This is a genomic window from Micromonospora sp. WMMD734, from assembly GCF_049178975.1.
GTDB lineage: Bacteria > Actinomycetota > Actinomycetes > Mycobacteriales > Micromonosporaceae > Micromonospora > Micromonospora wenchangensis.
The window spans coordinates 3,518,802-3,540,082 of record NZ_JBMHMK010000001.1; the positions used below are offsets into that span (position 1 = coordinate 3,518,802).

Here is a 21,281-nt window from a genome sequence, read left to right on the forward strand (position 1 = left end):
GAGGGTCAGTCCGACGCTTCCAACTCGTCGTCGAGGATGTCGAACAACTCGTCCGCGGTGACCGACGCCAGGTCCCGGGCGTCCGACGTCACCTCGGCCGCCCCGTACGCCGCGTTCCACCGGGACATCAGCGCCTGGAGCCGGACGGTGATCCGGCCCCGCTCCGCCTCGTCCGGCACGGTGCCGTCCAGCAGCGTCTCCCACCGGGCCAGCTCCGCCTCCAGCGACGGCGCGGCCGGCAGGTCACCGGCCAGCTCGGACCGGACGAACCGGGCCACCGCCGCCGGACTGGGGTGGTCGTAGATGAGGGTCGCCGGCAACCGCAGCCCGGTCGCCGCACCGAGGCTGTTGCGGAACTCCACGGCCGCCAGGGAGTCGAAGCCCAGCTCCAGGAAGCCCTTGTCCACGTCCAGCAGGTGCGGGCGGTCGTGCCCCAGCACCTCGGCCGCGCGGGCCTGGACCAGTTCGGTCACGGTCCGGTCGGCGTCATCCGGCGACAGGCCGGCCAGCCGGTCGGCCAGCGGCCGCTCCCCCGCCACCGGGCCGGCCGCACCGGCCGCCGCCCGCCGGGCCGGCGTCCGGACCAGGCCGCGCCACAGCGGCGGCACCCCGTCGGCCCGGGACCGGATCGCGGCCAGGTCAAGCCGGACCGGCAGGGCCACCGCCGGCACCGGCCCGAGGGTCGCGTCGAACAGCGCCAACGCGTCGGGCGTGGACAGTGCGGCCACCCCGGAACGGGCCATCCGGCGCAGGTCCGCCGCACCGAGGTGACCGGTCATCCCGCTGCCCGCCTCGGCCCACAGGCCCCACGCCAGCGCGGTGCCGGCGAGACCGTGCGCCCGCCGGTGCTGGGCGAGGGCGTCGAGGTAGGCGTTCGCCGCGGTGTAGCTGGCCTGGCCGGCGCCACCCAGGGTGGCCGCAGCCGAGGAGAACAGCACGAACCAGCGCAGCGGCCGGTGCAGGGTGAGTTCGTGCAGGTGACGGGCGGCCTCCGCCTTGGGGCCGAGCACCGCCGCCGCCCGCTGCGGGGTCAACGTCGGCAGCAGCCCGTCGTCGACCACCCCGGCCGCGTGGACCACCCCGGTCAGCGGGTGCTCGGCGGGCACCCCGTCGAGCAGGGCCGCCACCGCCGCCCGGTCGGCCAGGTCGCAGGAGGCCACCGTCACCTCCGCGCCGGCCGCCGTCAGCCGGCCGACCAGCTCGTCCACGCCCGGGGCCGCCGGACCGCGCCGGCTGGCCAGCAGCAGCCGCCGTACGCCGTGCCGGGTGACCAGGTGCTCGGCGAGCAGCCGGCCCAGGCCGCCGGTGCCGCCGGTGACCAGCACCGTGCCCGTCGGGTCGGTGCCGACGGGCAGCTCACCGTCGGGCACCGGCAACGCCGCGAGCCGGGGTGCGAGCAGGCCACCCCGACGGACCGCCAGTTGCGGTTCGCCGTCGACGGCCAGCGCCGCCCGCACCGCCGCCGGGTCCGGCCCGTCGACGTCGATCAGGACCAGCCGGCCCGGGTTCTCCTCCTGCGCGGCCCGGACCAGCCCCCAGACGGTGGCGTCCACCGGTCGGGGCACGTCCTCGCCGTCGGCGGTGGCGACCGCCCGGGTCGTCACCAACGCCAGCCGGGCACCGGCGAACCGGTCGTCGGCGAGCCACCCCTGCACCAGGGACAGCGCCCCGGTGGCCACCGCCGAGGGCGAGTCCGACGGGGAACGCCAGGCCACCACGACGGTGCCCGGCGTGCCGTCGGCCTGCGCCGCGAGCGCGGCGAGGTCGGCGTACCGGGGCACCCCGAGGCCGAGGTCGTCGTCGCCGAGGACCACGGTCGTGGCGTCGCCGGTGCCCTGCGGCGTCTCCACCGCGGCCCAGGTGAGCTGGTACAGCGACGAGCGGTGTGCGGCCCGGGCCCCGCCCAGCTGGTCGGCGGCCAGCGGCCGGACCACCAGCGAGGCCACCGAGGCGACCGGCGCGCCGGTGGTGTCGGCGAGGTCGAACGACACCTCCTGCGGGCCGGTCGGGCGCAGCCGCACCCGCAGCGCCGTCGCGCCGGTGGCGTGCAGGGTGACCCCGCGCCAGGCGAACGGAAGCCGGAGCAGGTCGTCGTCCGGTTCGTCCCCGGTCAGGTCGAGGGTGTGCAGCACCGCGTCGAACAGCGCCGGGTGCAGGCCGAACCGGTCGGCCGTGGACGTCGCCTCGTCGGGGAGCGCCACCTCGGCGTACACCTCGTCGCCGTTGCGCCAGGCGGCCCGCAGGCCCTGGAACAGCGGGCCGTAGTGGTAGCCGGCGTCGGCCAGCCGGTCGTAGCGGCCGGCCAGGTCGACCGGGGTGGACCCGGCCGGCGGCCAGGCGTCGCCGGCCGCGCCGGCCGGCGCGGTCGACGCCGCCGGGGCCAGCACGCCGGTGGCGTGCCGGGTCCACCCGTCGACGCCGTCCTCAGGCCGGGAGTGCACGGTGACCGGGCAGCGTCCCGTCGCGTCGGGCGCTGCGACCACCACCTGGAGGTCGATGCCGCCCCGGGGCGGGACGACCAGCGGGGCCTCCAGCGTCAACTCCTCCACCTGGGCGCAGCCGACCTGGTCACCGGCGCGGACGGCCAGCTCGACGAACGCCGTGCCGGGCAGCAGCACCGTCCCGGCGAGGTCGTGTTCGGCAAGCCACGGGTGGGTCCGCAGCGACAGCCGGCCGGTCAGCACGGTGCCGTCGACACCGGCCAGCCCGACGACCGCGCCGAGCAGCGGGTGGGCGGCCGGGCGCTGACCCAGCGCCGGCACGTCACCGCCGCCCGCCGGGGCGTCCAGCCAGAGCCGACGCCGCTGGAACGGGTACGTCGGCAGGTCGGTGACCCGGGCGCCGGTGGGCGCGAACCAGGCCCGCCAGTCCACCGGGACGCCCCGGGTGTGCAGGGTGGCGAGGGCGGTCAGCAGGGTCGCCGCCTCGTCCCGGCCGCCGCGCAGCACCGGCACCAGGGCGACACCGCCGGTGTCGGTGACGCACTCCCGGCCCATCGCGGTGAGCACCGCGTCCGGCCCGACCTCCAGGAACGTGGTGACGCCGGCCGCCTCCAGGGTGGCGATCCCGTCGCTGAACCGGACCGCCTCCCGGACGTGCCGCACCCAGTAGCCGGGGGTGGTGATCTCGTCGGGGTCGGCGAGCCGACCGGTCAGGTTGGACACCACGGGCACCTGCGGCGGGGCGAAGGTCAACCCGGCGGCGACCCGGTGGAACTCGGCGAGCATCGGCTCCATGTGCGGGGAGTGGAACGCGTGGCTGACCCGCAGCCGCTTGGTGCGGCGTCCCCGGGCCCGCCAGTCGTCGGCGAGGGCACCGACGGCGTCGTGGTCACCGGAGATCACCACGGACCGGGGTCCGTTGACCGCCGCGACACCCAGCTCGGTCTCCCGGCCGGCCAGCTCCCGGCGTACCTCGTCCTCGGATGCCTCGACGGCGACCATCGCGCCGTCCTCCCGCATCGCCTGCATCAGCCGGCCACGCGCGGTGACCAGGGTGGCCGCGTCGGGCAGCGACAGCACCCCGGCGACGTGTGCGGCGCTGATCTCGCCGATGGAGTGCCCGGCCACCAGGTCGGGCCGGACGCCCCAGGATTCGAGCAGCCGGTACAGCGCCACCTCGATGGCGAACAGCGCGCTCTGGCTGTAGACGGTCTGGTCGAGCAGCGCGGCGTCGGCGACGTCGGGTTCGGTGTAGAGCACCTCCCGCAGCGGCCGGTCGAGCTGCGCGTCCAGGTGGGCGCACACCTCGGCGAACGCCTCGGCGAACGCCGGGTACGCCGCGGCCAGCTCGCGGCCCATGCCGAGGCGCTGTGCGCCCTGGCCGGTGAAGAGCATGGCGAACCTGCCCGCTGACGGCGTCCCCTGCACCCACTCGGCGGGGTCGGTGCCCTCGGCGGCGGCGCGCAGGGCGCGGACCGCGTCGTCCCCGGCGGGGGCGACCACCACGGCCCGACGCTCCAGCACCGCCCGGGTGGTGGCCAGCGAGTACGCCACGTCGAGGGTGGCCCCGGTGTCGGCGACCAGCCCGGCCTGGGCGCGCAGCGCCTGCGCCGAGCGGGCGGAGAGCAGCCAGGGCAGCACCGGCGGGGTGTGCCGGGCGTCCCCGTCGGCGGGCGTCGCCTCGACCGCCGGCGCCTGCTCGATGATGACGTGGGCGTTGGTGCCGCTGATGCCGAACGAGGAGACCCCGGCGCGGCGGGGCCGCTCCAGTGCCGGCCACTGCTGCGCCTCGGTGAGCAGCCGCACCCCCCCGGCCGACCAGTCCACCTGCGGCGACGGCTGCTCGGCGTGCAGGGTGCGGGGCAGCAGCCCGTTGCGCATCGCCAACACCATCTTGATCACACCCGCGACGCCGGCCGCGCCCTGGGTGTGGCCGATGTTCGACTTGATCGAGCCGAGCCAGAGCGGCCGGTCCTGCGGCCGGTCCTGACCGTAGGTGGCGAGGACCGCCTGCGCCTCGATCGGGTCACCGAGGGTGGTGCCGGTGCCGTGCGCCTCGACCAGGTCGACCTCGTCGGGGCGGACGTCGGCGGCGGCCAGCGCCTGCCGGATGACCCGCTGCTGGGCGGGGCCGTTCGGGGCGGTCAACCCGTTGGACGCGCCGTCCTGGTTGATCGCCGAACCCCGCACCACCGCGAGGACGTGGTGGCCGTGCCGTTCGGCGTCGGACAGCCGCTCCAGCAGCAGCATGCCGACGCCCTCGGACATTCCGGTGCCGTCGGCGTCGGCGGAGAAGGACTTGCACCGGCCGTCGGAGGCCAGCCCCCGCTGGAGGCTGAAGTCGAGGAACGTGTCCGGCTTGGACATCACCGTGACCCCGCCGGCCAGCGCCAGCGAGCACTCGCCGGAGCGCAGCGCCTGCACGGCCAGGTGGATCGCCACCAGCGACGACGAGCACGCGGTGTCGACGCTGACCGCCGGCCCCTCCAGCCCGAGGGTGTACGAGATCCGGCCGGACGCGACGCTCGCCATGCTGCCGTTGCCCAGGTAACCCGCCAACTCCTCGGGCACCTCGGACAGCCGGCTGCCGTAGTCGTGGTACATCACACCGGTGAACACCCCGGTCGGGCTGCCCTTGAGCGAGGTCGGGTCGATCCCGGCCCGCTCCAGCACCTCCCACGACGTTTCCAGCAGCAGCCGCTGCTGCGGGTCCATGGCGACCGCCTCACGCGGGCCGATGCCGAAGAAGTCCGGGTCGAAGTCGGCCGCGTCGTAGAGGAAACCACCCTCCAGCGAGGACGTCCGGCCGGGCTTGCCGGGCTCCGGGTCGTAGAGGTGGTCGAGGTCCCAGCCCCGGTCGGTGGGGAACGGCGAGATGGCGTCCGCGCCGTCGACCAGGAGCTGCCACAGGTCCTCGGGGGTGCGGACCCCGCCGGGGAAGCGGCAGCTCATCGCGACGATGGCGACGGGTTCGTCGACCACCGGCCGGACCACGGTGGTCGGCTGTGCCTGCGCCGGACCGCCGAGGAGCGTGCCGTGCAGGTAACCGGCCAGCGCCGTCGGGTTGGGGTAGTCGAAGACCAGGGTCGCCGGCAGCCGCAGCCCGGTGGCGGTGTTGAGCTTGTTGCGCAGCTCCACGGCGGCCAGCGAGTCGAAGCCGAGTTCCTTGAACGCCCGCGCCGGCTCGACGGCGGTGCCGCTGTCGTGGCCGAGGACGGCCGCGACGTTGGCCCGGACCAGGTCGAGCAGCACCCGGTGCTGGTCGTCTGCGCCGAGGGTGACGAGCTGCCGGTGCAGGCCGGAGCCGGTGGCCGGGGTGGCCTGGCCACCTGCCGCCCGCCGGGCCGGGAGCCGGACCAGGCCGCGGAACAGGGCCGGCAGGTGTTGGCCCTGGGCGCGCAGCGCGGCGGTGTCCAGCCGGACCGGCACCAGCAGCGCCTCGTCGCCGGCGACCGCCGCGTCCAGCAGGGCCAGACCCCGGTCGGAGTCCAGCGGCAGGACGCCGGAGCGGGCCATCCGGGCCACGTCGGCGTCGCCGAGGTGCGCGGTCATCCCACTGCGCTGCTCCCAGAAACCCCAGGCCAGCGACGTGGCCGGCAGACCGAGCGTCCGCCGGTGCACGGCCAGGGCGTCGAGGAAGACGTTCGCGGCGGCGTAGTTGGCCTGGCCCGCCCCGTCGAGGACCCCGGCGGCGGAGGAGAACAGCACGAACGCCGACAGCTCCCGGTCGCGGGTGAGCTCGTGCAGGTGCCAGGCCGGGTCGGCCTTGGCCCGCCACACGGTGTCGAGCTGTGCCGGGGTCAGGGCGGTCAGCAGGCCGTCGTCGAGGACCCCGGTGGTGTGCACGACGGCGGTCAGCGCCGGGATGGCGTCGAGCAGCCCGGCGACGGCGTCCCGGTCGGCCAGGTCGGCGGCCACCACCTCGACGGTGGCCCCGAGGCCGGTCAACTCGTCGCGCAGCTCCGCCGCACCCGGCGCGGTCAGCCCGCGCCGCGAGGTCAGGACCAGGTCCCGCACCCCGTGCACCGTCACCAGGTGCCGGGCGACGAGCGCGCCCAGCACACCGGTGCCGCCGGTGACCAGGACGGTGCCGTCGGCCCGCCAGGACCCACCGGTGGTGGTGGCGCGGGTCAGGCGCGGCACCCGCACCTGACCGTCGCGCAGCGACAACTCCGGCTCACCGGTGCCGACCGCCGCCAGGATCTCCTCCACCGGGGTCTCCGGGTCGGCGTCCACCAGCACGAGCTGGCCGGGGTTCTCCGCCTGCGCGGCGCGGACCAGGCCCCAGATCGGGGCGTGGGCCAGGTCGGTGCCGCCGTCGACGGCACCGTCGGTGATCACGACCAGCCGGGCGGCGGCCTGGGTCGGGTCGGCCAGCCAGGACTGGAGCAGGGCGAGGGTCTCCCCCACCGCCGTACGGGCGGCGGTGGCCGGGTCGAGTTCGGCGGCGGGCGGGGTGAGCGGGGCGAGCACGACGTCGGGGACGCCGAGGCCGAGGCCCTCCAGGTAGCCCCACGACTCGGCGGCGGTGCCGGTGGGCACGGTCACCCAGTCGACGTGGTAGAGGTCCCCGTCGGTCGGGGCGGCGGCGGTGAGCTGGACCGGCCGGGACACCAGCGCGCCGATCACGGCGACCGGTTCGCCGTCCGGGTCGGCCAGGTGCAGGGTGGCGGACTCCGGGCCGCTGGCGGTGACCTTCACCCGCAGGGCGGTCGCGCCCGTGGCGTGCAGCGTCACGTCCGTCCAGGCGAACGGCAGATACGGCGGACGACCCACCGGCACCGGCTCACCGATCCCCACCACCTGCAACGCCGCATCCAACAACGCCGGATGCACCCCGAACCGCGCCGCCTCACCATGCGCCTCCTCCGGAAGCGCAACCTCAGCAAACACCACCTCACCAACCCGCCAGGCAGCCTGCACCCCCTGGAACACCGGACCATACTCGTACCCCTGCACCACCAGCTCGTCATACAACCCCGCCGTCGCCACCGGCACCGCACCCGACGGCGGCCATTCCCGCAGGTCGAAGCCGGGGTCGGTGACGTCGGCGGAGAGCACGCCGGTGGCGTGCCGGACCCAGCTGCCGGTGTGTTCCGGCCGGGAGTGCACGGTGACCGTCCGGCGGCCGGTGTCGTCGGCGGCGGCGAGCAGCAACTGCACCTGTACGGCCCCCTGCTCGGGCAGGATCAGCGGGGCGTGCAGGGTCAACTCGTCGAGGTGACCGAGCCCGACGTCGTCCCCGGCGTGCAGGACGAGTTCGACGAAACCGGTGCCGGGCAGCAGGACGGTGCCGTTGACGGCGTGGTCGGCCAGCCACGGGTGGGTGTCCAACGAGATCCGGCCGGTGAACAGCACCTCACCGGACTCGGCCATGGTGACGGCGGCCCCCCACAGCGGGTGCCCGGCGGAACCGAGACCGGCGGAGGTGAGGTCGGCGCTGCCACCGGTGGCGTTCAGCCAGTAGCGGCGGCGCTGGAACGGGTACGTCGGCAGCGGCACCTCACCGCGCGGACGCGCCGGCAGCACCGGCGACCAGTCGACGGTGACGCCCCGGGCGAAGGCCTCACCGAGCGAGGTGAGCCAGCGACGCAGCCCGCCCTCGCCCCGGCGCAGCGACCCGACGGCGGCCACCTCGAACCCCGCATCGGCGGCGGTCTCCTCGACACCCATCGTCAGCACCGGATGCGCACTGCACTCCAGGAACACCCGCATCCCGGCGTCGAGCAGGGCGCGGGTGGTCTCCTCGAAGCGGACGGTCTGCCGCAGGTTGGTGTACCAGTAACCGGCGTCCAGACCGGTGGTGTCCAGCACCCCGCCGGTGACTGTCGAGTAGAACGGGACGGTGGCGGCCCGCGGCGTGACCTCAGCGAGGTCGGCACGCAACCGCTGCTCGATCAGCTCCACCTGCGCCGAGTGCGACGCATAGTCCACGTTCACCCGCTTGGCCCGCAGGCCCTCGGCGGTCAGCGTCGCGACCAGGTCGTCGACGGCGTCCGGGTCACCGGAGACCACCACCGACGACACCCCGTTGACGGTGGCGATGGACACCCGGCCGTCGTAGGCGTCGAGGCGCTCGCGGACCCGCTCGGCGGGCAGGCCGATGGAGGCCATCGCACCCCGACCCGCCAACACCTCCGCAATCGCCAAACTCCGCAACGCCACCACCAACGCCCCATCCCGCAACGACAAACCACCCGCCACCACCGCCGCCGCAATCTCACCCTGCGAATGCCCAATCACCGCATCCGGCACCACCCCAAACGACCGCCACAACCCCGCCAACGACACCATCACCGCCCACAACACCGGCTGCACCACATCAACCCGCTCCAACGACGGAGCACCCTCCACACCCCGCAAAACCTCCACCAACCGCCACTCCACAAACTCCGACAACGCCACCCCACACTCATTGACCCGCTCCGCAAACACCGGAGACGAATCCAACAACTCCACCGCCATCCCCACCCACTGCGAACCCTGCCCCGGAAACACGAAGACCGTGCCGCCCTGGAGCACGCCGGGTGCGGTGCCGTCGGCGGCGAACGCCCGCGCCCCGGCGACGAAGTCGCTCCGGTCACCGACGATCACCGTGCGGCGGTCGAGCAGCGCCCGCCCGGTCGCCAGCGCGTACGCGAGGTCACCGGCCTTGACGGACCCGTCGCCCGCGACGTCGGCCACCCGGGCGGCCTGCTCCCGCAGGGCCTGGTCGGTACGGGCCGACAGCACCCAGGGCAGCAGCTCCGGCTCGGGGGCGTCGACCGGCGGCTCCTCGGCCGGGGGCGCCTGTTCGAGGATGACGTGGGCGTTGGTGCCGCTGATGCCGAACGAGGAAACCCCGGCGCGGCGGGGCCGGTCCAGCGCCGGCCACGGCTGCGTCTCGGTGAGCAGCCGCACCTCACCGGCCGACCAGTCCACCTGCGGGGTGGGCTCGTCCACGTGCAGGGTCCGGGGCAGCACCCCGTTGCGCATCGCCAACACCATCTTGATCACACCCGCGACACCTGCCGCACCCTGGGTGTGCCCGATGTTCGACTTCACCGAGCCGAGCCAGAGCGGCCGGTCCCCGGGACGTTCCTGACCGTACGTGGCCAGCAGCGCCTGCGCCTCGATCGGGTCGCCGAGGGTGGTGCCGGTGCCGTGCGCCTCGACGGCGTCCACCTCGGTCGCCGGGATGCCACCGGCCGCCGCGAGCGCCTGCCGGATCACCCGCTGCTGTGAGGGACCGTTCGGGGCGGTGAGGCCGTTGGACGCGCCGTCCTGGTTGATCGCCGAACCCCGCACCACCGCGAGGACGTGGTGGCCGTGCCGTTCGGCGTCGGACAGCCGCTCCAGCAGCAGCATGCCGACGCCCTCGGACATCGCCGTGCCGTCCGCGCCGGCCGCGAAGGACTTGCACCGGTGGTCGGCGGCCAGGCCCCGCTGGAGGCTGAACTCGATGAACGTGTCCGGGGTGGACATCACGGTGACGCCACCGGCCAGCGCGAGCGAGCACTCGCCGGAGCGCAGCGCCTGCACGGCCAGGTGGATCGCCACCAGCGACGACGAGCACGCGGTGTCGACGCTGACCGCCGGCCCCTCCAGGCCGAGGGTGTAGGCGATCCGGCCGGACGCGACGCTTGCCATGCTGCCGTTGCCCAGGTAGCCGGCGAGTTCCTCGGGCACCTCGGGCAGCCGGCTGGCGTAGTCGTGGTACATGACCCCGGCGAAGACGCCGGTGAGGCTGCCGCGCAGCGAGTTCGGGTCGATGCCGGCCCGCTCCAGGGCTTCCCACGAGGTTTCCAGCAGCAGCCGCTGCTGCGGGTCCATGGCGACCGCCTCACGCGGGCTGATCCCGAAGAAGTCGGGGTCGAAGTCGGCCGCGTCGTAGAGGAAACCACCCTCCATGGCGTACGTCTTGCCGGTCCGGCCGGGCTCCGGGTCGTACATGCCGGCCAGGTCCCAGCCCCGGTCGGTGGGAAACGGGGTGATCGCGTCGGTGCCGTCGGCGAGCAGCCGCCACAGGTCCTCGGGGGTGCGGACCCCACCGGGGAAACGGCAGCTCATCGCCACGATGGCGACGGGTTCGTCGTCGGCGACGGGGGTGGCCACGGTCGGGGCCTGCGGGGTGGCCGCGCCGAGGATCCTGGTGTGCAGGTAGTCGGCGAGCGCGGTCGGGTTGGGGTAGTCGAAGACCAGGGTCGCCGGCAACCGCAGCCCGGTGGCGGTGTTGAGCTTGTTGCGCAGCTCGACGGCGGCCAGCGAGTCGAAGCCGAGTTCCCGGAACGCCCGGGACGGCTCGACGGTGGCCGGGCTCTCGTGGCCGAGCACCCCGGCGACGTTGGCCCGGACCAGGTCGAGCAGCAGTCGCCGCTGGTCGGCGTCGGCGAGGCCGAGCAGTTGCCGGTGCAGGGCCGAGCCGCCGACCGGCGTCGCGGTCGCACCGGCGGCGCGCCGGGCCGGGAGCCGGACCAGGCCCCGGAACAGGGCCGGGAGCTGCTGGCCCTGGGCGCGCAGCGCGGCGGTGTCCAGTCGGACCGGCACCAGCAGCGCCTCGTCGGTGGCCACTGCCGCGTCGAGCAGGGCGAGGCCCTGGTCGGTGCCGATGCCGAGCACGCCGGAGCGGGCCATCCGGGCCACGTCGGCGTCGCCGAGGTGCGCGGTCATCCCACTGCGCTGCTCCCAGAAACCCCAGGCCAGCGACGTGGCCGGCAGACCGAGGGCCCGCCGGTGCGCGGCCAGGGCGTCGACGAAGACGTTCGCGGCGGCGTAGTTGCCCTGCCCGGAGCCGTCGACCACGCCGGCGGCCGAGGAGAACAGCACGAACGCGGACAGCTCCCGGTCCCGGGTGAGGTCGTGCAAATGCCAGGCCGGGGTGGCCTTGGCCCGCCACACGGTGTCGAGCTGCGCGTCGGTGAACGCGGCGACGGTGCCGTCGTCCAACGCGCCGGTGGTGTGCACGACGGCGGTCAACGCCGGGATGCCGTCGAGCACCCCGGCGACCGCGTCCCGGTCGGCCAGATCGGCGGCCACCACCTCGACGGTGGCACCCAGCCCGGCCAGCTCGTCGCGCAACTGCACCGCACCCGGCGCGGTCAACCCACGCCGCGAGGTCAGCACCAGGTCCCGCACCCCGTGGACCTCCACCAGGTGCCGGGCCACCAACCCGCCCAGCACACCGGTGCCGCCGGTGACCAGCACCGCACCGTCGGCCCGCCACACCGGGTCCCCGGCGTCGGCGCGGGCCAGGCGCGGCACCCGCACCTGACCGTCGCACAGCGACAACTCCGGCTCACCGGTGCCGACCGCCGCCAGGATCTCCTCCACCGGGGTCTCCGGGTCGGCGTCCACCAGCACGAACTGACCCGGGTTCTCCACCTGGGCGGCCCGCACCAGACCCCACACCGGGGCGTGCACCAGGTCGGTCACCTGGTCGGCGGCGCCGCTGGTGAGCACCACCAGCCGGGACTCGGCCAACCGGGGGTCGGCCAACCAGCGCTGCAGCAGCGCGAGCGCCGTACCCACCGCGGCCCGCGCGGCGACCTCGACGTCGGCGACCGGTCCGTCATCGGTGAGCCGGGCGAGGACCAGCTCCGGCACGTCGTCGGCGAGATCCGCCAGGTGGGACCACGAGGGCGTCGTCGGGGTGGCGGGCACCGCGACGGTGGTCCAGTCGACCCGGTAGAGGTTGCCCTCGGTGGTGGCGGCGGCGAGCTGCACCGGCCGGGACACCAGGGAGCCGATCTCGGCGACCGGCGCACCGGTCGGGTCGGCCAGATGCAGGGTGACCGCCTCCGGGCCGGTCGGGGTGACCTTCACCCGCAGGGCGGTCGCGCCCGTGGCGTGCAGCGTCACATCCGTCCAGGCGAACGGCAGATACGGCGGACGACCCACCGGCACCGGCTCACCGATCCCCACCACCTGCAACGCCGCATCCAACAACGCCGGATGCACCCCGAACCGCGCCGCCTCACCATGCGCCTCCTCCGGAAGCGCAACCTCAGCAAACACCACCTCACCAACCCGCCAGGCAGCCTGCACCCCCTGGAACACCGGACCATACTCGTACCCCTGCACCACCAGCTCGTCATACAACCCCGCCGTCGCCACCGGCACCGCCCCCGACGGCGGCCACGCCGACAGGTCGAAGCCGGCGGCGGCCGGGGTGTCGGTGAGCACGGCGGTGGCGTGCCGGGTCCACGGCTGCTCCGCCTCGGCATGCTCGGCCCGGGAGTGGACGCTGACGGTCCGCCGGGTCGACTCGTCGGCGGCGGTCATCAGCAGCTGCACCTGCACGGCCGCGCGCTCGGCGAGCAGCAGCGGGGCGTGCAGGGTCAGCTCCTCCAGGTGGCCGAGGCCGACGTGGTCACCGGCGTGCAGCACCATCTCGACGAAGGCCGCGCCGGGCAGCAGGACGGTGCCGTTGACGGCGTGGTCGGCCAGCCACGGGTGGGTGTCCAACGAGATCCGGGCGGTGAACAGCACCTCGCCCGACTCGGCCATCGCCACCGACGCCCCCCACAGCGGGTGGCCGGCCGCGCCGAGGCCCACCGACGCCACGTCGGTCGTGCCGCTGGTCGCGTCGATCCAGTAGCGGCGACGCTGGAACGGGTACGTCGGCAGCGGCACCTCACCACGCGGACGCGCCGGCAACGCCGACGACCAGTCCACCGGCACCCCACGGACGAACGCCTCACCCAGCGAGGTGAGCCAGCGACGCAGCCCGCCCTCGCCCCGGCGCAGCGACCCGACGGCGGCCACCTCGACCCCCGCATCGGCGGCCGTCTCCTCGACACCCATGGTCAGCACCGGATGCGCACTGCACTCCAGGAACACCCGCATCCCCGCCCGCAGCAGCACCCGGGTGGTCTCCTCGAACCGGACGGTCTGCCGCAGGTTGGTGTACCAGTAACCGGCGTCCAGACCGGTGGTGTCCAGCACCCCGCCGGTGACTGTCGAGTAGAACGGGACGGTGGCGGCCCGCGGCGTGACCTCAGCGAGGTCGGCACGCAACCGCTGCTCGATCAGCTCCACCTGCGCCGAGTGCGACGCATAGTCCACGTTCACCCGCTTGGCCCGCAGGCCCTCGGCGGTCAGCGTCGCGACCAGGTCGTCGACGGCGTCCGGGTCACCGGAGACCACCACCGACGACACCCCGTTGACGGTGGCGATGGACACCCGGCCGTCGTAGGCGTCGAGGCGCTCGCGGACCCGCTCGGCGGGCAGGCCGATGGAGGCCATCGCACCCCGACCCGCCAACACCTCCGCAATCGCCAAACTCCGCAACGCCACCACCAACGCCCCATCCCGCAACGACAAACCACCCGCCACCACCGCCGCCGCAATCTCACCCTGCGAATGCCCAATCACCGCATCCGGCACCACCCCAAACGACCGCCACAACCCCGCCAACGACACCATCACCGCCCACAACACCGGCTGCACCACATCAACCCGCTCCAACGACGGAGCACCCTCCACACCCCGCAAAACCTCCACCAACCGCCACTCCACAAACTCCGACAACGCCACCCCACACTCATTGACCCGCTCCGCAAACACCGGAGACGAATCCAACAACTCCACCGCCATCCCCACCCACTGCGAACCCTGCCCCGGAAACACGAACACCACCCCGGAGCCGCCCTGCAACGGCGTCGGCACCGCGGCCCCGGCGACCAGGGCGTCCGCGCCGGTCAGGAAGTCGGTGACGTCACCGACGACGACGGCCCGCCGGTCCAGCGCCGCCCGCCCCTTCGCCAGCGTGTACGCGAGGTCGCCCGGGTCGGTGGTGGCGGCGGACACGGCGGCCCGGAGCTGGGCGGCCTGGGCGCGCAGCGCCTCCTCGGTCTTGGCCGAGAGCACCCACGGCAGCACGGCCGGCGGCGCGACGATCTCGCCCTCCAGCTCGACCGGCGGGGCCTCCTCCACGATCACGTGGGCGTTGGTGCCGCTGATCCCGAACGACGACACGCCCGCCCGGCGCGGCCGGTCCAGCGCCGGCCACGGCTGCGCCTCGGTGAGCAGCCGCACCTCACCGGCCGACCAGTCGATTTGCGGCGACGGCTCGTCGGCGTGCAGGGTGCGCGGCAGCAGCTCGTTGCGCATCGCCAACACCATCTTGATCACACCCGCGACACCTGCCGCACCCTGGGTGTGCCCGATGTTGGACTTGATCGAGCCGAGCCAGAGCGGACGCTCACCCGGCCGGCCCTGCCCGTACGTGGCGAGCAGCGCCTGCGCCTCGATCGGGTCGCCGAGGGCGGTGCCGGTGCCGTGCGCCTCGACGGCGTCCACCTCGGTCGCCGGGATGCCACCGGCGGAGGCCAGCGCCTGCCGGATCACCCGCTGCTGCGACGGGCCGTTCGGCGCGGTGAGCCCGTTGGACGCGCCGTCCTGGTTGGTGGCGGAGCCCCGGATCACCGCGAGCACCTGGTGGCCGTTGGCCCGTGCGTCGGACAGCCGCTCCAGCAGCAGCATGCCGGCGCCCTCACCCCAGCCGGTGCCGTCGGCCCCGGCCGCGAACGACTTGGACCGGCCGTCCTTGGCCAGGCCCCGCTGGCGGCTGAAGTCGATGAACGTGTCCGGGGTGGACATCACGGTGACGCCACCGGCCAGGGCCAGCGAGCACTCCCCGGCCCGCAGCGCCTGCACCGCCAGGTGGATCGCGACCAGCGACGACGAGCAGGCGGTGTCGATCGACACCGCCGGCCCCTCCAGGCCGAGGGTGTAGGCGACCCGGCCGGAGACGATGCTGGCCAGGCTGCCGTTGCCCAGGTAGCCGGCCAGTTCGTCGGGCACCTGGTGCAGGCGCAGGGCGTAGTCGTGGTACATGACGCCGGCGAAGACACCGGTCGGGCTGCCCTTGAGCGAGGTCGGGTCGATCCCGGCCCGCTCCAGCACCTCCCACGACGTCTCCAGCAGCAACCGCTGCTGCGGGTCCATCGCGACCGCCTCACGCGGGCTGATCCCGAAGAAGTCCGCGTCGAAGTCGGCCGCGTCGTAGAGGAAACCACCCTCCATCGAGTACGTCTTGCCGGGCTTGCCGGGCTCCGGGTCGTACATGCCGGCCAGGTCCCAGCCCCGGTCGGTGGGGAACGGGGAGACCGCGTCCACGCCGCCCTCCAGCAGCTCCCACAGCTGTTCCGGGGTGCTCACCCCGCCGGGGAAGCGGCAGCTCATCGCGACGATCGCGATCGGCTCCTGGGTGAACGAGGCCGACGCCAGCTCCGGCACCACCACGTCCACGTCGGTGCCGAGCACGGTGGAGACCACGAACTCGGCGAGCGCCACCGGCGTCGGGTAGTCGAAGACCAGGGTCGCCGGCAGCCGCAGCCCGGTGGCGGCGTTGAGCCGGTTACGCAGCTCCACCGCGGCCAGCGAGTCGAAGCCCAGCTCGTTGAAGGCGCGGCGGGGCTCGATCGCCTCCGCGCCGTCGTGGCCGAGCACGGCGGCGACGTGCGCGCGGACCAGGTCGAGGGTGACCCGGTCCCGTTCGGCCGGGGTGAGGCCGGCGAACTGCCGGGCCAGCCCCTGCGCGGCGTCTGCCGGGCCGGCGGCCTGCGCGGCCCGCCGGGCCGGCAGCGGTACCAGGCCGCGCAGCAGCGCCGGCACCCCGTCGGGCCGGTTGCGCAGCGCGGTCAGGTCGACCCGGATCGGGGCGAGCACCGGCTCGTCGACGCCGAGCGCCGCGTCGAGCAGGGCCAGGTTCTCGGCCGGGCTGAGGCCGGGCATGCCGGACCGCTCGATGCGCTGCAACGCGGCGGCGTCCAACTGGCCGCCCATGCCGCTGTCGCCGGTCCACAGGCCCCAGGTGAGGGCGACGGCGGGCCGTCCCTGCGCCCGACGGGTGACGGCCAGCGCGTTCAGGGTGGCGTTCGCGGCGGCGTAGTTGCCCTGCCCGGCGCAGTCGAGCAGGCTCGCCAGGGAGGAGAAGAGCACGAACGCGGTCAGGTCGGCGTCGCGGGTCAACCGGTCGAGGTTGACCGCGCCGTCCAGCTTGGCCTTCAGCACCGCGTCGATCCGCTGCGGGGTGAGCGAGCCGATCGTCCCGTCGTCGACGATGCCGGCGGCGTGCACCACCGCCCGCAGCGGCCGGTCGGCCGGGACGGCGGCGAGCAGCGCGGCCAGGGCATCGGCGTCGGCCGCGTCGCAGGCGGCCACCTCGACGCTCGCGCCGGCCGCTTCCAGCTCCGCGCGCAGCTCCGCCACACCGGCCGCCGCCGGGCCACGACGGCTGGTCAACAGCAGATGACGTACGCCGTGGTTGCCGGCCAGGTGCCTGGCGACGTGCGCGCCGAGCCCGCCGGTGCCGCCGGTGACCAGCACCGTACCGTCGGTCGGCCAACCGGCGTCGTCGCTGCCGTCGGGGGTGGTGGCGACCCGGGCCAGCCGGGGCACACTGATCTCCCCGTCGCGTACCCGCAGTTCCGGTTCGCCGGTGGCCAGGGCGGCGGCCAGCAGCGGCGCGGGGGCGTCGGCGAGCCGGACGGTGACGAACCGGTCCGGGTTCTCCGTCTGCGCCGCCCGCAGCAGACCCCAGACCGCCTCGGTGGCGAGGTCGTCGGCACGGCTGACGAAGACCAGCCGGGTGCCGGCCAGGCGCGCGTCGGCCAGCCACTGCTGCACCAACGTCAACGCACCGGCGGTGGCGGCCCGGACGTCACCGGCGGCGACCCCGACGAACGCGAACTCGGGCGCGGTCGCGCCGGCGTCGATCGCGGCACCCAGCGCGGCCGGGTCGGCGTGCCGGGTGGCCGAGCCGATCCGCTCGTCGCCGAGCACCACCCAGCGGGGGGTGCCCGCCGGGGCGGGCCGGTGCCCGAGCTTCGTCCACTCCAGCCGGAACAGCCGCTCGTGGTAGCCGCCCCGGGCCGCGGTGAGCTGGGCGGTGGAGACCGGCCGGGAGACGAACGACCGCACCGTGGCCACCGGTGCGCCGGTGGCGTCGGCGAGGGTCACCGACACGCTGTCCCCGGCGGCCGGGGCGATCCGCACCCGCACCTCGGCCGCACCGGCGGCGTGCAGGGTGACGTCGTTCCAGGCGAACGGGATGCGCACCTCGTCGTCGGTGGGCTCGCCCCGGCGGGCCGCGTCGATGGCGTGCAGGGCGGCGTCGAGCACCGCCGGGTGCAGGCCGAACCGGGCCGCCTCGGCCCGGCTGTCGGCGGGGAGCGCGACCTCGGCGTACACCTCCTGGCCGTGTCGCCAGACGGCCTTGAGGCCCTGGAAGACCGGGCCGTAACCGTAGCCCTGGTCGGCGAGTTCGGCGTAGATGCCGGCCAGGTCGACCGGGCGGGCGTCGCGCGGCGGCCACTGGGTGAGCGGCTGCCCGGCGTCGGCGGACTCCGGGGTGAGGAAGCCGCTGACGTGCCGGGTCCAGAGCTGGTCGTCCGGGTCGGACCCGTCGGGCCGCGAGTAGACGGCCACCGGGCAGCGGCCGGCCGGGTCGGCGACGCCGACGACCACCTGGAGGGCGACACCGCGCTCGTCGAGCGCCAGCGGAGCCTCCAGGGTCAGTTCCTCGACGGTGGGGCAGCCGACCTGGTCGCCGGCCCGCACGGCCAGCTCGACGAAGGCGGTGCCGGGCAGCAGCGCCACCCCGGAGATGGTGTGGTCGGCCAGCCACGGGTGGCTGCGCAGTGACACCCGACCGGTGAGCACCACGCCCTCGCCGCCGGCCAGGCCGACGACCGCGCCGACCAGCGGATGCCCGGCGGCGAGCTGACCGAAGCCGGTCGCGTCGGCGCTGCCGCCACCGGATTCCATCCAGAACCGGCGACGCTGGAACGGGTACGTGGGCAGCGCGACCCGGCGGGCCCCCCGGGCGGCGAAGAACGCCGTCCAGTCCACCGGCACGCCCCGCACGTGGGCGCGGGCGACGGCGGTGACGACGTCGGTCTCCTCGTCGTGGTCGGCGCGCAGCAGCGGGGCGAAGACCACGTCGGCGTCGTCGTCGAGGCAGGCCGGACCCATCGCGGAGAGCACACCGGCCGGACCCAGTTCGAGGAAGGTGGTGACCCCCTCGTCGACCATCGCCCGGACGGCGTCGGCGAACCGGACGCTGTCACGCACGTGCCGCACCCAGTAGTCGGGGTCGCACAGTTCACCGGCGAGCACCGGCCGGCCGGTGACCGTGGAGACGACCGGGATGGTCGGCGGGCGGTAGGTGAGCACGTGCGCCAGCCGGCCGAACTCGGCGAGCATCGGCGTCATCAGCGGCGAGTGGAAGGCGTGGCTGACCTTGAGCCGCTTCGTCTTGTGCCCGGCGGCGGCGAGGGCGGCGACCACCTCCAGCACGGCGTCCTCGTCGCCGGAGACCACCACCGAGGTCGGGCCGTTCACCGCGGCCAGGCCCACCTGCTCCTCGCGCCCGGCCAGCAGCAGGCGGAGCTGCTCCTCGGTGGCCTGCACCGAGATCATCGCGCCCTCGGCGGGGAGCTGCTGCATCAGCCGGCCCCGGGCGGCGACCAGCAGCGCGGCGTCCTCCAGGGAGAGCACCCCGGCGACGTGGGCGGCGGCCAGCTCACCGATCGAATGCCCGGCGAGCAGGTCCGGCCGGACCCCCCACGACTCCAGCAGCCGGAACTGGGCGACCTCCACCGCGAACAGCGCGCACTGGGTGTAGGCGGTCTGGTCGAGCAGGGCCGCCTCGGCGGTGCCGGGCTCGGCGAACAGCACGTCGGCCAGCGGCACGTCCAGTTGCAGGTCGAGCCAGCCGCAGGCGTCGTCGAACGCGGCGGCGTAGACCGGGTAGCTGCGGTGCAGCTGCCGGCCGGCGTCCAGCCGCTGGCTGCCCTGCCCGGTGAACAGGAAACCGAGCCCACCACCGGTGGCCTGGCCCAGGTGTACGCCGGGCACGTCGCCACCGGCGGCGAGGGCGGCCAGGTCACGGCTGGCCCCGGGCCGGTCCCGGGCCACCAGCACCGCCCGCTGCTCCAGCGCGGTCCGGGTGGTGGCCAGCGAGTACGCGACGTCGAGCAGTTCCGGGGCGTCCCCGTCGGTGTCCACGACGGCGAGCAACACGGTGGCCTGGTCGCGCAGCGCCGCCTCGCTGCGGGCGGAGAGCACCACCGGCAGCACCTCGCTGGGCAGCTGCGGCACGGCGGGCACGGCCTCGTCGTCGACAGCCGGCGGCTCCTCGACGATGACGTGCGCGTTGGTGCCGCTGACCCCGAACGAGGAGACCCCGGCCCGGCGCGGGTGGCCCGGGTCGTCCCACGGGCGGGCCTCGGTGAGCAGCGCGACGGTGCCGGCCGACCAGTCCACGTTGGGGGTGGGCGCGTCGACGTGCAGGGTCTGCGGCAGCACCCGGTGCTTCATCGCCATCAGCACCTTGATCACCCCGGCGACGCCGGCGGCGGCCTGCGAGTGGCCGATGTTGGACTTGAGGGAACCGAGCCACAGCGGCCGGTCGGCGGGGCGTTCCCGGCCGTAGGTGGCGATGATCGCCTGGGCCTCGATCGGGTCGCCGAGCCGGGTGCCGGTGCCGTGCGCCTCGACCAGGTCGACGTCGGTGGCGGCCAGACCGGCCGAGGCCAGCGCGGACATGATCACCCGCTGCTGGGACGGCCCGTTCGGGGCGGTCAACCCGTTGGACGCGCCGTCCTGGTTGATCGCCGAACCCCGGATCACCCCGAGCACCCGGTGGCCGTTGCGGCGGGCGTCGGAGAGCCGCTCCAGCACCAGGATGCCGACCCCCTCGGCCCAGCCGGTACCGTCGGCCGCCGCCGCGAACGGCTTGCACAGCCCGTCCGGGGCGAGGCCCCGCTGCCGACTGAACGCGGTGAACGCGCCCGGGTGCACCATCACCGCGACCCCACCGGCCAACGCCGTGGTGCACTCGCCGCGCTGCACGGCCTGGCAGGCCAGGTGCAGGGCGACCAGCGAACCCGAGCAGGCGGTGTCCACGGTCAGCGTCGGGCCCTCGAAGCCGAAGGTGTAGGCGAGCCGGCCGGACACCACGCTCGGCGCGTTGCCGGTGAGCAGGTAGCCGTCCAGGCCCTCCGGGGCCTCGTGCAGCCGGGGGCCGTACTCCTGCGGTTCGGCGCCGATGAAGACACCGGTCTGGCTGCCGCGCAGCGACGCCGAGTCGATCCCGGCGTCCTCCAGCGCCTCCCAGGCGGTCTCCAGCACCAGCCGCTGCTGCGGGTCCATCGTCATCGCCTCGCGCGGGCTGATGCCGAAGAAGTCCGCGTCGAACTCGGCCGCGCCCTCCAGGAAACCGCCCTGGCGCACGTAGGTCTTGCCCGGCTTGCCCGGGTCCGGGTCGTAGAGGCCGTCGGTGTCCCAGCCCCGGTCGGTCGGGAAGTCGCTGATCACGTGCCGGCCCTCGAAGACCAGCCGCCACAGGTCGTCGGCGGAGGTGCTGTGCCCCGGGTAGCGGCAGCCGATACCGACCACCGCGATCGGCTCGTCGTCGGCGGCGGGCCGGCGCAGCGGCGCGGCGACCGGCGCGGGCGCGGCGTCCCCACCGAGCAGGGTCCGCAGCAGCCGCCCGACCGCCTGCGGCGTCGGGTGGTCGAAGACCAGGGTGACCGGCAGGTCCAGGCCGGTCGCGGCGGCGAGCCGACGGTGCAGCTCGACCGCGGCGAGCGAGTCGAAGCCCAGGTCGCGGAAGGGCCGGCCGGGCTCGACCGCGTCCGGGCCGTCCGGCAGTACGGTCCGCAGCACGTCGCGGGCCTGCTCCCGGACCAGCGCGGTGAGCGCCCGGTCCTGCTCGTCGGCCGTGCGGCCCTCCAGCCGTCGCCGCAGTGCCGACAGGGCGTCGGGCTCGGCACCGGTGGGGTTCACGGACTCGCTCATGGCACGCTCCACTAGGTCTCCGGGTTCGACGCCCGGCTCGGTGTGTCGGCTTTC

General features: G+C 74.9%; 1 protein-coding gene. It reads right to left on the reverse strand.

Going from position 1 to position 21,281, the window contains the following annotated elements; translation table 11 throughout:
* Positions 1 to 5 precede the first annotated feature (5 nt).
* Positions 6 to 21,227 carry an SDR family NAD(P)-dependent oxidoreductase gene (locus tag ACN267_RS15015; RefSeq protein WP_421488949.1) on the reverse strand — a complete coding sequence of 7,074 codons (21,222 nt, stop codon included), beginning with the start codon at positions 21,225 to 21,227 and terminating at the stop codon, positions 6 to 8.
* Between the last annotated feature and the right edge of the window lie 54 nt (positions 21,228 to 21,281).

Excerpts from the sequence above, each read along its gene's own strand:
- ACN267_RS15015 (WP_421488949.1), bottom strand. The coding sequence starts at position 21,227 with ATGAGCGAGTCCGTGAACCCCACCGGTGCCGAGCCCGACGCCCTGTCG.